A 15,213-nucleotide genomic window follows, 5' to 3' on the forward strand; every position below is an offset into this window, starting at 1 on the left:
AAAGGAAAAGTGAAAAACTATGGCAACATTACAGACCATTTTGTTAACCATCCTGCTTGTCATCTGGCTTTGCTTCAGCATTGTATTTCTGATCACCGCGATTCAAAGCGCTATGTATGATCGGAAGCGCGAAAAGCGTGAAAAGGAACAGTCCGCCCGCGATAAGGAATACCACGCCCTGCGCATGAAGGAACTCAGCAAGTAACAATATCCTGGAGGCGGCAGAGATCTTCTTTGCCGCCTCCTTACTTATAAAGGATGGCGAATCATGAAAACTCTTTCGATTGATATTGAAACCTTCAGCGGTGCGCCGCTGACCAAGTGCGGTGTCTATAAATATGTCGAAGCCCCGGATTTTGAGATTCTCCTGTTTGGATACAGCGCGGACGGCGGGCCGGTTCAAGTCGTCGACCTCGCCTGCGGAGAAAGCATCCCCAGCGAGATAGTCAGTGCACTCTCCGATGAAAGTGTGACAAAATGGGCCTTTAACGCCAACTTTGAACGCGTCTGCCTGTCCCGTTTCATCGGGCTGACGACCGGAGAATACCTCGATCCCGAGTCATGGAAATGCTCCATGATATGGGCGGCAACGATGGGTCTGCCGCTTTCGTTGGAGGGTGTCGGTGCTATACTCGGCCTTGAAAAGCGGAAGCTCGCCGAGGGCAAGGACCTCGTCAAATACTTCTGCCAGTCCTGCGCTCCTACAAAAACGAACGGTCAGCGCACCCGAAATTATCCCTGTCACGCGCCAGACAAGTGGTTGGCCTTTAAACAGTACAACATCCGCGACGTTGAAACGGAGATGTCCATTCAGTCAAAACTCGCAAAATTTCCGGTGCCCGACTCCGTATGGGAGGAATATCACCTCGACCAGGAGATTAACGACCGAGGGGTGGCGCTGGATAAGACACTGGTTGAACAGGCTATCGCCATGGATGGTCGTTCCCGCTCGGAACTGATCGCCGCCACCAAGGATATCACCGCGCTCGATAATCCGAATTCGGTCGTTCAGATGAAGGGTTGGCTTGCCGAAAACGGCATGGAGACCGATACTCTTGGTAAAAAGGCTGTCACGGAACTCATCAAAACCGCTCCCCAGGAACTGCGCGATGTCCTGCTCCTGCGTCAGCAGCTGGCCAAATCCTCGGTCAAGAAATATCAGACCATGCGGACGGCAGTTTGCTCGGATGGCCGCGCCCGCGGAATGTTCCAGTTCTATGGCGCCAACAGAACAGGCCGCTGGGCAGGCAGGCTGATTCAAATGCAAAACCTGCCTCAAAACCATCTGGAAGACTTAGCCGAGGCCCGCGCTCTTGTTCGTTGCGGCGACTTTGACGCGCTGGAAATGCTCTACGAGGATGTGCCGGACACGTTGTCTCAGCTGATCCGCACAGCATTTGTGCCAAGAAGTGGAGGCAAATTCATCGTAGCGGACTTTTCGGCAATTGAAGCGAGGATTATCGCATGGCTTGCCGGCGAACAGTGGCGGCAGGATGTTTTCGCCAAGGGCGGTGACATTTACTGTGCAAGCGCCAGTCAGATGTTCAAAGTCCCCGTTGAGAAACACGGCGTAAACGGTCATCTGCGGCAGAAAGGTAAAATTGCGGAACTGGCCCTCGGCTATGGCGGTTCAGTCGGGGCGCTGAAAGCAATGGGCGCGCTGGAAATGGGGCTTGCAGAGAATGAACTGCCCCAGCTGGTAGACGCGTGGCGGCAGTCCAATCCGATGATCGTGAGATTCTGGTGGGATGTAGACCGCGCCGCTATGGAGGCCGTTCGCAACAAGCATACCAATGAAACCCATGGCATCGTTTTTACCTGCCAGAGCGGGATGCTGTTTATCACGCTCCCGTCCTGCAGACAGCTTTGCTATGTGAAGCCGCGCATCGGCGAAAACAAATTCGGCGGTCAGTGCATCACTTACGAAGGCGTCGGCGGAACGAAAAAGTGGGAGCGGCTGGACAGTTACGGCCCGAAGTTCGTGGAAAACATCGTGCAGGCGACCTCACGCGACATTCTCTGCTTTGCCATGAAAACGCTCCGCAGCTGTTCAATTGTCATGCACATCCACGACGAGTTGGTTATTGAAGCCGATCCGCGCATGTCTCTGCAGGCAGTCTGCGAACAGATGGGAAGAACACCGCTGTGGGCAAAGGGTTTGTTGCTCCGCGCCGACGGCTACGAAACAGATTTTTATAAAAAAGATTGATCCTCTTTCGGCCAGAACGGGCTTTTTGTTCCAGTGAGTAACGGATGGACGAAACGCCATTGAAAAAAGGTTCTCCCCGGCGGGGTTGAGCCGGTCGATAACGAGGAGGTTTTTACATTATGGATGAGATTCAAATTTACTGCTACGAAGGACGTGACGTCCGTACGGTCAGCAAAAACGGCGAGCCGTGGTTTATGGCGGCGGATGTGTGCCGCGTACTGGAACTTGACAATGTATCTCAGGCGCTGGCCCGTCTTGACGAGGACGAGAAATACACCACCCTCATTTCAAATGAGAGTGCGGTGACAGGCCAGTCGCTCGCGGCTTTCGTCAACGAGCCGGGTCTGTACGCGCTTATCCTCGGCAGCCGCAAGCCTCAGGCAAAAGCGTTCAAACGCTGGATTACCCACGAGGTCGTGCCGTCGATCCGTAAACACGGCGTTTATGCGACGGATGAGCTTCTTTCCAACCCCGATGTGATGATCGCGGTGCTGCAGGAACTAAAAGCGCAGCGTGAACGAACAAAAGCGCTGCAGCTTACGGCGGCGGTTCAGAAGCAGCAGATCGCGGAGCTTCAGCCGAAAGCAAGCTACTACGACCTTATCCTGCAGAACAAGAACACCGTTCCTGTCACACAGATCGCCAAGGATTATGGCATGAGCGGGCGCGCCTTTAACAAACTGCTCCACGAGCTGGGCATCCAGTACAAATTGCGTGAGACCTGGCTTCTTTACCAGGACTACGCGAATCAGGGCTATACACAGTCCCGTACGCATGCAATCGACGCCGACCGCAGCGTAATGCATACCTACTGGACGCAGAAAGGCCGTCTGTTCCTTTATGACCTGCTGAAATCCAGGCGCGGCATCCTGCCCGTCATCGAAAGAGGCGTGGCATGAGCACAGACAAATATAACTCAGAAGGCTATCCTGATCCGACCGCGTTCGAGGCGCTTTGCCTTATAGAAAAAGAACAGCACGCGCTTCGCGCATTTAGGCCCATTGTCTATATCTGTTCGCCCTATGCCGGAAAGATCGATAAAAATGTCGAAGCCGCGCGGCGGTACAGCCGCTTTGCTGTAGACAGGGGCTACATCCCCGTCGTGCCGCATTTGCTGTTCCCGCAGTTTCTTGACGACGCCAGCCCAGGCGAGCGACAGCTTGGGCTTTTCTTCGGAAACGCCCTGATGAGCAAGTGTTCGGAGGTATGGGTGTTCGGTGAGACCTTTTCAGCGGGCATGCGGACGGAAATCAAACGCGCCAGGTGGAAAAGTTACCGCCTGCGCTATTTTACCGATGAGTGTGAGGAGGTCACCGCCAATGTTCACACTGTATAGCGCCGACTTTACCGGCAATCCAGGAAATTGTTCCTACCCGCATAAAACCGAGGTCACCGATGTGCTTAGTCTTCAGTCCGCGGTTTCGCACGACTATGTGTGCGCGGAATACAGAAACAGCTATCGCAACGGGGATAACTTCCTAGGCGCAGACTGTCTTCCCGTCGACTGCGACAACGACCACTCTGAAGACCCCGCGGATTGGGTGGTTCCAGGAGATGTCATGGAGGCATTTCCGGGCGTCGCTTTCGCGGTTCATTACAGTCGCTCCAATATGAAGGAGAAAAACAGCAAACCCGCCCGCCCCAAGTTTCATGTCCTGTTTCCCATTGACCGAATGACAGACGCCGTCTGCTACAGCGATATGAAAAAGCTGGTCAACATCATCTTTCCGTATTTCGATACACAGGCGCTGGATGCCGCCCGGTTCTTCTTTGGCACGAACTCGCCGGAGGTGGAGCTTTACCCCGGCGGCATGAACCTCACGGCTTTTCTGGCGGAGGATGATTTTGACGCGGGTATGGCGGATGGAGGTCATGGCGGTCAGGTCATTCCCGAAGGTAGCCGCAACGCCACCTTGTCCCGTTTCGCCGGCCGCGTCATCAAGAAATACGGCGACAGCGACGCGGCTTATCAATGCTTTGTGGATGAGGCGGCAAAATGCTCGCCGCCGCTGGAAGAGCAGGAGCTGCTGACCATCTGGCACAGCGCGCAAAAATTCTACGCCCGCCTTTCGCGGCAGAATGGCTATGTGCCACCGGAGGTCTATAACGATCCCGCCTCCTATAAGCCGGGCGATTATTCCGACGTCGGACAGGCCGAGGTGCTGGCGAAGCACTTTGCCGGAGAACTGCGATATTCGCCTTCCACACATTTTATCCGTTACAGCGAGCACTACTGGCAGGAAAGCGAACCAGGCGCACAGGCGGTTGCACACGAGCTGACCCGCCGCCAGCTGGAAGAAGCTACGAAGGATTTGCTGGACACTATGAAAAAGCTGAAGGACAACGGCGCGCAGGATATTCTGGACAACACCTCCAAGGCAAAAGCCGAATCACTGATGAGCGAAGGCCAGATGGAAGCGTACCGGGAGTTTCTCGCCGCCAAGGCGTATCAGTCATTTGCCATTCGCCGCCGCGATTCCAAAAATATCACAGCAACGCTGAAAGAGTCCCACCCCATGCTGGAGATTTCGCCGCGCGATCTGGACGCCGACTGCTTTGCCCTGTGTACGCCAAGCGCGACTTACGATCTCCGCAAAGGCATGTCCGGGGCCAGAGAACATTTGCCGGAAGACTTCATTACCAAGATTACCGCCGTGTCGCCCAGCGGTAAAGGCGAACAGCTGTGGCTGGACAGCATTAACCTCATCTTCTGCGAAAATCAGGACTTGATCGATTATGTTCAGATGATCTGCGGTCTTGCGTCCATTGGCAAAGTGTATGTGGAAGCCCTTATCATCGCTTACGGTGAAGGCAGCAACGGCAAGTCCACCTTTTGGAACGCCATTTCCCGCGTGCTCGGTCTCTACAGTGGCAACATCTCCGCCGACACGCTGACGGTAGGATGCCGCCGCAATATTAAGCCAGAAATGGCCGAGGTCAAAGGGAAGCGTCTGCTCATCGCCGCAGAAATGCAGGAAGGCGCCCGGCTCAACGATTCTACAGTCAAGCAGCTTTGTTCGACCGACGACGTCTTTGCGGAGAAAAAGTATAAGGACCCGTTCAGCTTCAAGCCATGTCATACGCTGGTCCTCTATACTAACCACCTCCCGAAGGTCAGCGCCTCCGACGACGGTATCTGGCGCAGGCTGATTGTGATTCCGTTTGGCGCCAAAATCAAGGGCACGAGCGATATTAAAAATTATGGAGAGTATCTGTACGCCAACGCCGGCGAGAGCATTCTCGCGTGGATCATCGAAGGTGCCAGAAAGGTCATTGAGCTGAACTATCAGATTCCAGTTCCGGTATGCGTACAAACGGCTATCGAGGAGTATCGGAGCCAGAACGACTGGTTTGGGCATTTTCTTGAGGAAAAATGCGAGATTGGCACCGGTTTTCGTGAAAGCTCCAGCGCCTTGTATCAGGCATACCGTAATTATTGCATTGATACCAACGAGTATGTCCGCAGTACGGCCGACTTCTACTTTGCCATGGAGAATGCGGGATATGAGCGTATCAAAGTAAAAAACAAGCGCTTCTTCAAGGGACTGCACCTAAAAACCGACGATGGAGATTTTGAGGATTTTCTGGGGTAAACGCCATATGGGGTAACCTCGATAAAGGTCTATTACAGAAACTTTTCTAAGGCAGTAAAAAATCAATATAAGAAAAGTTTTATAAATGACACGCGTCGAGGTTAACCCGCTTATGAAAATGACAGGAGAAATCCAATGAGAGAAAAAGTAACCGAGCAAAAATTAACGCGGATGGTCAAGGCGGCGGGCGGCATCGCGCTTAAGTTCGTGTCTCCCGGATTTGACGGGATGCCGGATCGTCTGGTACTTCTGCCGGGCGGTCACATCGCTTTCGTGGAAGTAAAGGCTCCGGGCGAAAAGCCACGGCCACTGCAGCTGGCAAGGCACAGGCTTCTGCGGTGTCTAGGCTTTCGGGTATTCATACTGGATGACGCGGAGCGGATTGGAGGGATGATTGATGAAATACGAGGCACATGATTATCAGATCTATGCTACGGAATACATCGAGACTCATCCCATCGCTGCCGTCCTGCTTGACATGGGTCTCGGCAAAACGAGCATCACGCTGACGGCCATCAACGACCTGCTGTTCGACAGCTTTGACGTTCACCGCGTTCTGGTAATCGCGCCTCTGCGTGTGGCGAGAGATACCTGGGCGGCTGAAATCGAAAAATGGGAGCATCTTCACAGTCTCATTTATTCTGTAGCGGTCGGTACGGAAGCGGAGCGAAAAGCGGCGCTGCGGAAACAGGCCGATGTTTATATCATCAATCGTGAAAATGTTCAGTGGCTTGCGGAAGAGAGCGGATTTTCCTTCGATTTTGACATGGTCGTGATCGATGAGCTGTCTTCCTATAAAAACCATCAGACAAAACGCTTCCGGTCCCTTATGAAATTTCGGCCCCGCGTCCACCGCATCGTCGGGCTGACCGGAACGCCGAGCAACAACGGCCTGCTGGATTTATGGGCCGAGTTCCGGCTTTTAGATATGGGCGAGCGCCTCGGCAGGTTTATCGGGCAATACCGATCCAATTATTTTATCCCCGACAAGCGCAACGGTCAGGTCGTATTCAGCTACAAGCCGCTGCCTGGGGCAGAAAACGCCATATACAACCGCATTTCAGACATCACCATCTCCATGAAGTCCACCGATCACTTGAAAATGCCGGAGCTGGTCAGCGGCGAGTATACCGTGACCTTATCCGACGACGAACGTGAGCGCTATGATGAATTAAAACGCGACCTTGTGCTTCAGCTGCCGGATGGCGATATTACCGCCGCCAACGCTGCCTCGTTATCAAACAAACTCTCCCAGATGGCGAATGGAGCGATCTATTCCGACACCGGGGAGATAATTCCGATTCACGACCGCAAGCTGGACACCCTGGAAGATATAATCGAAGCGGCGAACGGTAAACCTCTGTTGGTCGCTTACTGGTTCAAGCATGATTATGAAAGGATCGCCGGCCGGCTCCACAAATTGCATATTCCGTTTTCCAAGTTGGACACAGCCGACAGCATCCGAAAATGGAATGGCGGCGAACTGCCGGTGGCGCTCATCCATCCCGCTTCCGCCGGACACGGGCTGAACCTTCAGAGCGGTGGTTCCTCTCTCGTATGGTTCGGGCTGACCTGGTCACTGGAATTATATCAGCAGACCAACGCCCGCCTGTGGAGACAGGGGCAGACCGCCGACACCGTGGTGATCCAGCATATTGTAACGAAAGGTACTATCGACAGCCGCATCCTGAAAGCCCTGTCCACGAAAGACAGCACCCAGTCGGCGCTGATCGATGCCGTAAAAGCAAATCTATGACAATCCGTGCCAATCCGAGTGAATTTTATTATTCGGAGGTACGACATGAGTACAACAGCAGTGAAAAAGTATCTGTCGCAGGCAAGATACCTTGATATGCGGATTACTTCGAAAATCCAGCAAATAACCTCCCTCAATGACTTGGCGACAAAATGTACGGCGACGCTGACCGGGATGCCGAGGACTCCCAGTCACGGTACATCCACAATGGCCGATGCCATTGTAAAGATTGTGGATTTACAGACGGAGATTAACGGCGACATTGAGAAGCTGGTAGATTTGAAAAAGGAAATTACGGGCGTCATCAAGTCCGTTTCCAATCCGGAGTATCAAACCATTCTTGAAAAGCGCTATCTGTGTTTTCTTTCCTGGGAGCAGATCTCAGTGGACATGAACTACAGTATGCAGTACACTTTCCGTATGCATGACCGTGCTTTGGTGGAAGCTGACGCTTCTTTGAAAGTGGAGAGTCAAGTTGATTGAATAAGAGTCGGTCCACATGATATCCTTAAAATGCGGAAACTGAATACAGAGAGCCTTCGTGGGAGCAATCCTGCGAGGGCTTTTCTTATGCAAAAAGAGAGCCGTTGTTGAGCGGCTCTCTCTTCCTCATTCTTTGTCTTCAGATTTTATTGTGATGGCAGGTAATGTAATATCGCCATCGGATGACAACTGCTGTTCATTAGCCTTTTTGATGAGAAACTTTACTGCGGCACCAATATCTTTGTACTCCAGCTTTAGCGCCAACTTCCCATCAAAGAACAGATACAGCGCACGGTCATCACCTTTGACCCATACTTTTTTGATGTTGATTTCAAACCGTGTATCCATTGGTACACCTCCTTCATAATAGCGCATGTTTTTTTCGCGAGTCATTGCTCTTCATAAAAGCCCATGCAAATTTCGCGTGCCATCGCTCTTTATGACAGGAATTATAAGTTTCGTAAAAGGAGGTAAATCTGTGCCATACAAACCCAAGCGTCCCTGCGCCTACCCCGGCTGCGGTCAGCTTGCTATACGCGAGCAATACTGTGCCGAGCATCAGAAGGTTATGGACAAACGCTACAACCAATATGAGCGCGACCCCGCTTCCAACAAACGCTACGGCCGTTCGTGGAAGCGTATCCGTGACCGCTACATCAAGGCGCACCCGCTCTGTGAGGAATGCCAAAAGCAAGGCAAGCTGACGCCCGCCGAGGAAGTTCACCATATCTTTCCGCTCTCAAAAGGCGGCGGCAGTAATGCGGAGAACCTCATGGCTCTTTGCAAAGCCTGTCATTCCCGTATCACTGCGGAGAGTGGCGACCGGTGGGGATAGGAATATTGAAAGAGGCATCGTTTACATTTTGGTACGATGCCTCAAATCAATTTGCTTTTCATGGTCACCCCTGGTGGGGGTATCAAAATCTCTAAAACCTTTTTAAGTGGACAGCGGCGTGGGGCTTCGTGTTGAAAAACGCGGTTTCAAACGGGGTAATAACCCCCTCCGCGAATGTGAGGTGAACAATTTGGCAAAGGACGGCACAAACCGTGGCGGCGCCCGTGCCGGCGCGGGGGCGAAAAAGAAACCGCTTGCCGATAAAATCGCCGAGGGTAACCCCGGCGGCAGGAAGCTGACCGTCATGGAATTTTCAGACACAGCGAACTTGCAGGGGCAAGCGATGCCGGAACCAAACAAAATGCTCGAAGCCACCCAAAAAGACGGAAAGACGCTCGTTGCGAGTGAAATCTATAAATCCACCTGGCAATGGCTGAACGAACGCGGCTGTGCCGCTCTCGTATCCCCGCAGCTTCTGGAACGCTACGCCATGAGCGTGGCGCGCTGGATTCAATGCGAGGAAGCGGTTACTGAATACGGTTTTCTGGCAAAGCATCCCACCACGGGCAACGCGATTCAAAGCCCGTATGTTGCAATGGGCCAGAACTACATGAACCAGACCAATCGCCTGTGGTATGAGATTTTTCAGATCGTCAAGGAAAACTGCACCGGCGAGTACAGCGGCGCGAATCCCCAGGACGATGTGATGGAGCGGCTGCTCTCGGCGAGGCGAGGAAAATAACCTACACAGATTGGAGATAACCATATATGCAGATAGAAAAACTGAAAACCGACCGCCTTATCCCCGCCGATTACAATCCCCGCAAAGACCTCAAACCTGGCGATCCCGAATATGAAAAGCTGAAACGCTCCGTTGAGCAGTTCGGTTATGTCGAGCCTGTTATCTGGAACAAAACCACCGGGCGGGTCGTCGGCGGGCACCAGCGTTTGAAGGTCCTGCTCGACATGGGTATCACCGAAGTCGAGTGCGTGGTGATCGAGATGGACGAGGAAAAAGAAAAGGCCCTTAACATCGCGCTCAATAAAATCAGCGGCGACTGGGATAAGGATAAACTGGCTCTGCTCATCGCCGACCTGCAGGGCACGGACTTTGATGTGTCACTTACGGGTTTTGAGCCTGCGGAGCTTAACGCGCTTTTCAAGGATTCGCTCAAGGACGGCATCCATGATGACGATTTTGATGTGGATGCGGAGCTTCAAAAGCCTGCCATTACAAAACCCGGCGATGTCTGGACGCTCGGCCGGCATCGGCTGGTCTGCGGTGATTCCACCAAGGCCGACACCTTTACTGCTCTGATGGACGGCAAGCTGGCAAACCTTGTCGTGACCGACCCTCCGTACAACGTCAATTATGAAGGAACGGCGGGCAAAATCAAAAACGACAATATGGAAAGTGGAGCGTTCTACAATTTTCTGCTGGCGGCGTTTATGAACACCGAAGCGGCAATGACGCAGGACGCTTCTATTTATGTATTCCATGCCGACACCGAGGGGCTGAACTTCCGCAAAGCTTTTTCTGACGCGGGCTTTCAGCTTTCCGGGTGCTGCATCTGGAAAAAGCCGTCGCTGGTGCTTGGCCGCTCGCCTTACCAATGGCAGCATGAACCCGTCCTCTTCGGCTGGAAAAAGAAAGGCAAACACAACTGGTACGCCGACCGCAAGCAGACCACCATCTGGGAGTTCGAAAAGCCCAAGAAAAATGCCGACCATCCCACCATGAAGCCGATTGCGCTGCTGGCGTATCCCATTATGAACAGCAGTCTCACAAACTGTATCGTGCTCGACCCCTTCGGCGGCAGTGGTTCTACGCTCATCGCCTGTGAACAGTCCGACAGAATTTGCTTCACCATAGAGCTTGACGAAAAATACTGCGATGTCATTGTAAAACGGTACATTGAACAGGCTGGGAATGCAGGCGGGGGTTCCGTAATGCGCGGCGGCGTATCGATGAAATATGCGGAGTTGGCTGTCGATGACTAGACTCACCCTCGTCTCTCTTTGCGTCTGCTTTGTGCTGCCCAGCATTGTGTCATATACACAAGAAACCGCCGAATAATCGGTACAGTATTCTCCGCAGAAATCGCATCAAGCCGTTGCTATATAAGCGGTTTAGAGTGATTAATGTAATACCGAAAAAGAAAGGCGGTTTGAAAAATGGAACTCAAATACAATGTTACAGGCAGCGAACGAAAATCATTGGTTGGTGCAATCAGCACAGCATTGGATGCCCCAACCAACTACCTCGGCGCTCCTACTTTCGCTTACGAGGTCGGCGGTTACCACATCGACAAGAACGGGACAGTCACAGGCCCAGACAACCTTGATCTAGAGGATGCCCTGCACCAACAGGGATTTGATGCCGAAGAACGCAAGTATGACGAACCCGACACCTACGAGAGCGGACTTGGCGGCATGGGCGCACTTGACGAGTTTCCTGATGTTGACCAGCACCACCCCGGACAGTACGTCAACCCCGATGCGCCCATTACCGAGGCCATGCAAAGGCAGTTGGATGAGGTCCCTGCTTATGAGGAATTGCGGATGGGCGGGCGCGAGGAATTGGGGCTTGGACGCACAACACGCCGTGAAAATATTCAAGGTGCGAACGGAATGCAGGCAAGTGACGTTCCGGCATCCGACGAGGACATCGGGCTGGTAATTGAAATGCCTCGTGCCTCCTTCACCGACACGGCACTTGAAAATCTCAAGCGGTTGGTCGACAGCAAGGACAACCTCATCAAAAAGGCACTCGGCACGGAAACGCTCAAATTTGAGATAACAGATGAAAAGGTGCGGTTCCCGTGGTTTGAGGACGGCACCGACCCGGACGCGGTCAAAGCATACACACATTTTGTGGCCACGCTCTGCGAAATAGCAAGGTCGCAAAAGCGTGTCACCGCAAAGGAAAAGGAAATCGGCAACGAGAAATACGCTTTCCGCTGCTTTCTCCTGCGGCTGGGCTTCATCGGAGCGGAATATAAAGAGGAGCGTAAAATTCTGCTGAAAAACCTCTCCGGCAGCTCGGCTTTCAAGAATGGGAAGAAAAAAGGCTTCTCGCAAGATGACCTTGACAAAGCAAAAACCGATCCCGCTGTATGCGCCGAAATCAAAGCCATTTTGGGAGGAACCGACGATGAACAATAATTTTCCCTCAAGAGAAACCGTGGAGCGTATCCGCAAAAAATATCCGGTCGGCTGCCGCGTCGAGCTGCTCCGTATGGACGATGTCCAAGCGCCGCCAATCGGCACAAAAGGCACAGTGCGGTATGTGGACGACCTCGGCAGTCTGGGTGTCGCGTGGGACAACGGCAGTTCCCTCCAAGTGGTCTACGGCGAGGACTTGTGCAGAAAGTTGGAGGACGCAAGCGATGGACAGTAAAGTGAAGGAGCAAATTCTCGCCATCCGCAAAACCGGTCTGACAAATATGTTTGATACCCTTGCTGTTCAGCGTATTGCCCATGAAAGGGACTTCTTCGAGCTAGTGATTTTTCTTGAAGAGCATAAGGAAGAATACGCCCGTTTTATCCTCACAGGTGAAGAGTAACGGCTGTAAACTACACAATTATGCGGGTGGTATTGGCTCGAAAGATCGTGCAGAATATGCCCGAGTTGGTCGCGTAATTGCCTGGATATCGTGTGCTTTCAGAGTTAATATGTGACTACCGAAAGGGAAAACCACACCAAACGGAGGAAAAGAAAATGAACGAAAAGCAATGGAAACAGATTGAAGAGCAGCTTCCCGCGGGCGCGAAAATCCTGCGCTGGTACACAGCCGCCGAGAACGGGCAGATCAGAGTGATTGCCAAAGCCCCGGCCGACGATTACGAGACCCGCTACAACGTGAGCTTCGACGCCGACGGCAACGCCAGCATCAAGAGATTTTAAGGGGGCGCGGTCATGTGGAAAGAAGGAACCCTCAAAATTCACGACAGTGTTTTTCATTACTGGATGAAGCAGTACGACGAAGGTTCGCAATTTGGCATCGAGGGCGGAAGAATCAGTAAACTGATGCTCAAACGTGACGGAGAAATCGTGTGCAATTACGACAGAGGCTGGGATGTCAAGCCCTCCGACCCCGATACGCAGCTTGCCCTTGAGCTTCTGCTGCACAGCGAAAACCACTAACCCACGTTCACAAAACAGCCGAGTACGCGCCGGAGACGGCGTGTGTCTCGTACAGATAGATTCTGAAGGCTTGCTCTTGCAAATGTGCAATTGGCAGGTCTATTTTTATGCCCGAAGGGAGGCGGCGGATATACGTAAACTCAGAAAATACGCTCCGACACGGTTTAAGTCGGCGGATTCCGTTTATGACAAATCCACTGCTGACTATGCGGTGTCTTTTATACAGGCGCTCTGCCATACCAAAGGCACCTGGGCGGGAAAGCCCTTTGAGCTTATCGACTGGCAGGAGCAGATTATCCGTGATGTATTCGGAACACTCAAGCCCAACGGTTACCGGCAATTCAACACCGCGTTTGTGGAGATACCCAAGAAGATGGGAAAAAGTGAGCTTGCGGCGGCTGTTGCCTTGCTCCTCACCTGCGGCGATAACGAGGAACGCGCCGAGGTTTACGGCTGTGCCGCCGACCGCAACCAGGCGTCCATCGTATTCAATGTGGCGGCGGATATGGTGCGGATGTGCCCGGCATTGTCGAAACGGGTAAAAATCCTCGATTCACAGAAGCGGCTCATTTATCAGCCGACAGGCAGTATCTATCAGGTGCTGTCCGCAGACATCGGCAACAAGCACGGCTTCAATACCCACGGTGTTGTATTTGATGAGCTTCACACCCAGCCGAACCGAAAGCTTTATGATGTTATGACCAAGGGCAGCGGCGACGCAAGAATGCAGCCGCTGTATTTTTTGATCACAACCGCCGGGGATAACCAGAACAGCATCTGTTGGGAGGTACACCAAAAGGCGCTGGATATTTTGGATGGCAGAAAACACGACCCCACTTTTTATCCTGTGATCTACGGCGCTGCGCCGGAGGACGACTGGACGGACCCGAAGGTATGGAAAAATGCGAATCCCTCCCTCGGTATTACGGCCGGGATCGACAAGGTTAGAGCCGCCTGTGATAGCGCAAAGCAGAATCCTGCCGAGGAAAACAGCTTCCGTCAGCTTCGCTTGAACCAGTGGGTTAAACAGGCGGTGCGCTGGATGCCAATGGACAAATGGGATAAATGCGCTTTTCCCGTAAACGCGGACAGCCTGCGCGGGCGCGTCTGCTACGGCGGGCTTGACCTCTCGTCTTCTACGGATATAACGGCGTTCGTGCTGGTTTTCCCACCGCTTGATGAAGAGGATAAATACACCGCACTTCCGTTCTTTTGGATACCGGAGGACAACATTGATCTGCGCGTCCGGCGCGACCATGTGAATTACGATGTGTGGAAAAAGCAAGGCTTCCTGCAAACCACCGAGGGCAATGTTGTTCACTACGGCTTCATCGAGAGCTTTATTGAAGAACTCGGCACCCGTTACAACATCCGTGAAATAGCCTTTGACCGCTGGGGCGCTGTGCAAATGACGCAGAACCTCGAAAACCTCGGCTTCATCGTTGTCCCGTTCGGTCAGGGCTTCAAGGATATGTCTCCCCCGACCAAAGAGCTTATGAAGCTCACGCTTGAGGAAAAACTCGCCCACGGCGGGCATCCTGTCCTCCGTTGGATGATGGACAACATTTATATTCGTACTGACCCTGCCGGAAATATTAAAGCCGATAAGGAGAAGTCCACTGAGAAAATTGAGGGCGCGGTAGCTACAATCATGGCGCTCGACCGGGCGATTCGGTGCGGCAATGAAAGCGGCTCTTCGGTTTACGACGACCGAGGGTTATTGGTTCTATGAAATTTCCATAACGGTTCGGCAAATCTGCATGGTTGCAGGTGCTGTAGGATCAAAGTAGTAACAGCTTCCGCTCTTGAAATACTTGGCTCCGGCAGATCTTGACAATTCCTTTTGTGTTTTTGTCTTTGGCTCAACAGGTAAGTATCCAAACGGGGCAAGTATTGTTTTAATCATGCATCCCACAACTGTTCTACGATGATCAATTGATAAGTCGAAATCGGAAGATTTGTTCCTGTCGTAATAATCTTCTACATCTGAGTAAGTGGCTTCAATAGCCGGTCGCCCTGCTTCGGAGGCATCAATCATTGCGATGATGTTTCTGTCGGACGATAGTAAAAAGAATGTTGCCTGCGCGTGTTGATTTGAAATAAGGTCTTTCCCGCATCTTGGATTTTCGTCAAGAAAATCTTGATAGGTTGCTTTCATTTTATTCTCTCCTTAAGTTTATAGCATCCAAT

At 52.4% G+C, this 15,213-nt stretch carries 19 protein-coding genes; 17 read left to right on the forward strand and 2 right to left on the reverse strand.

Features of this window, described 5'->3' with window-relative positions; translation table 11 throughout:
* Positions 1-19: 19 nt before the first annotated feature.
* The 8 genes from ABF463_RS01425 (at position 20) to ABF463_RS01460 (ending at position 8,041) form a co-directional block, all read left to right on the forward strand.
* Positions 20-205, forward strand: coding sequence for a hypothetical protein (locus tag ABF463_RS01425; protein WP_415531754.1), 186 nt, complete (start codon positions 20-22; stop codon positions 203-205).
* A gap of 63 nt (positions 206-268) precedes the next feature.
* On the forward strand, positions 269-2,209 hold the full coding sequence (locus tag ABF463_RS01430) for a DNA polymerase (RefSeq protein WP_415531755.1): 1,941 nt from the start codon (positions 269-271) through the stop codon (positions 2,207-2,209).
* Between the two features lie 119 nt (positions 2,210-2,328).
* Positions 2,329-3,108: a phage antirepressor gene (locus ABF463_RS01435; protein WP_415531756.1), complete on the forward strand. Its 780-nt coding sequence runs from the start codon at positions 2,329-2,331 to the stop codon at positions 3,106-3,108.
* Positions 3,105-3,545, forward strand: a complete 441-nt coding sequence (locus ABF463_RS01440; RefSeq protein WP_415531758.1) for a hypothetical protein — start codon at positions 3,105-3,107, stop codon at positions 3,543-3,545. The genes ABF463_RS01435 and ABF463_RS01440 overlap by 4 nt, the downstream gene beginning before the upstream one ends.
* A complete protein-coding gene (locus tag ABF463_RS01445) occupies positions 3,529-5,802 on the forward strand; it encodes a phage/plasmid primase, P4 family (RefSeq protein ID WP_415531759.1) in 2,274 nt (757 codons plus the stop codon). Before ABF463_RS01440 ends, ABF463_RS01445 begins: the two co-directional genes overlap by 17 nt.
* 135 nt (positions 5,803-5,937) lie before the next feature.
* Complete coding sequence (locus tag ABF463_RS01450; RefSeq protein ID WP_415531760.1) at positions 5,938-6,219, forward strand: VRR-NUC domain-containing protein; 282 nt, start codon at positions 5,938-5,940, stop codon at positions 6,217-6,219.
* Positions 6,200-7,558 (forward strand): SNF2-related protein, encoded by a 1,359-nt coding sequence (locus tag ABF463_RS01455; RefSeq protein WP_415531762.1) that lies wholly within the window; start codon positions 6,200-6,202, stop codon positions 7,556-7,558. Before ABF463_RS01450 ends, ABF463_RS01455 begins: the two co-directional genes overlap by 20 nt.
* A gap of 45 nt (positions 7,559-7,603) precedes the next feature.
* Positions 7,604-8,041 (forward strand): DUF1492 domain-containing protein, encoded by a 438-nt coding sequence (locus tag ABF463_RS01460; RefSeq protein ID WP_415531763.1) that lies wholly within the window; start codon positions 7,604-7,606, stop codon positions 8,039-8,041.
* Positions 8,042-8,167: 126 nt separating this feature from the next.
* On the opposite strand, the gene ABF463_RS01465 is transcribed toward ABF463_RS01460, so the two are convergent.
* Positions 8,168-8,389, reverse strand: coding sequence for a hypothetical protein (locus ABF463_RS01465; protein WP_415531764.1), 222 nt, complete (start codon positions 8,387-8,389; stop codon positions 8,168-8,170).
* A gap of 130 nt (positions 8,390-8,519) precedes the next feature.
* On the opposite strand from ABF463_RS01465, the gene ABF463_RS01470 reads away from it, so the two are divergent.
* The 9 genes from ABF463_RS01470 (at position 8,520) to ABF463_RS01510 (ending at position 14,755) form a co-directional block, all read left to right on the forward strand.
* Positions 8,520-8,876, forward strand: a complete 357-nt coding sequence (locus ABF463_RS01470; RefSeq protein ID WP_415531765.1) for an HNH endonuclease — start codon at positions 8,520-8,522, stop codon at positions 8,874-8,876.
* A 190-nt stretch (positions 8,877-9,066) separates the two neighbouring features.
* Positions 9,067-9,618 carry a P27 family phage terminase small subunit gene (locus tag ABF463_RS01475; RefSeq protein WP_014119953.1) on the forward strand — a complete coding sequence of 184 codons (552 nt, stop codon included), beginning with the start codon at positions 9,067-9,069 and terminating at the stop codon, positions 9,616-9,618.
* Between the two features lie 26 nt (positions 9,619-9,644).
* Complete coding sequence (locus ABF463_RS01480; RefSeq protein WP_415531766.1) at positions 9,645-10,877, forward strand: site-specific DNA-methyltransferase; 1,233 nt, start codon at positions 9,645-9,647, stop codon at positions 10,875-10,877.
* A gap of 174 nt (positions 10,878-11,051) precedes the next feature.
* Positions 11,052-12,041: a virulence protein gene (locus tag ABF463_RS01485; protein ID WP_415531767.1), complete on the forward strand. Its 990-nt coding sequence runs from the start codon at positions 11,052-11,054 to the stop codon at positions 12,039-12,041.
* A complete protein-coding gene (locus ABF463_RS01490; protein WP_415531768.1) occupies positions 12,031-12,276 on the forward strand; it encodes a DUF4314 domain-containing protein in 246 nt (81 codons plus the stop codon). Before ABF463_RS01485 ends, ABF463_RS01490 begins: the two co-directional genes overlap by 11 nt.
* Positions 12,266-12,442 (forward strand): DUF5049 domain-containing protein, encoded by a 177-nt coding sequence (locus ABF463_RS01495; RefSeq protein WP_415531769.1) that lies wholly within the window; start codon positions 12,266-12,268, stop codon positions 12,440-12,442. The genes ABF463_RS01490 and ABF463_RS01495 overlap by 11 nt, the downstream gene beginning before the upstream one ends.
* A 155-nt stretch (positions 12,443-12,597) precedes the next feature.
* Positions 12,598-12,783: a hypothetical protein gene (locus ABF463_RS01500; RefSeq protein WP_169008353.1), complete on the forward strand. Its 186-nt coding sequence runs from the start codon at positions 12,598-12,600 to the stop codon at positions 12,781-12,783.
* Between the two features lie 12 nt (positions 12,784-12,795).
* Positions 12,796-13,023 (forward strand): hypothetical protein, encoded by a 228-nt coding sequence (locus ABF463_RS01505; RefSeq protein WP_415531770.1) that lies wholly within the window; start codon positions 12,796-12,798, stop codon positions 13,021-13,023.
* Between the two features lie 130 nt (positions 13,024-13,153).
* Positions 13,154-14,755 carry a terminase large subunit gene (locus ABF463_RS01510; RefSeq protein WP_415531789.1) on the forward strand — a complete coding sequence of 534 codons (1,602 nt, stop codon included), beginning with the start codon at positions 13,154-13,156 and terminating at the stop codon, positions 14,753-14,755.
* Here the strand turns inward: ABF463_RS01510 and ABF463_RS01515 are convergent.
* Positions 14,750-15,181, reverse strand: coding sequence for a hypothetical protein (locus ABF463_RS01515; protein WP_415531771.1), 432 nt, complete (start codon positions 15,179-15,181; stop codon positions 14,750-14,752). The genes ABF463_RS01510 and ABF463_RS01515 overlap by 6 nt on opposite strands.
* Positions 15,182-15,213: the final 32 nt, after the last annotated feature.

Source organism: Ethanoligenens sp., assembly GCF_047718355.1.
Classification (GTDB): Bacteria; Bacillota; Clostridia; order Oscillospirales; family Ethanoligenentaceae; genus Ethanoligenens.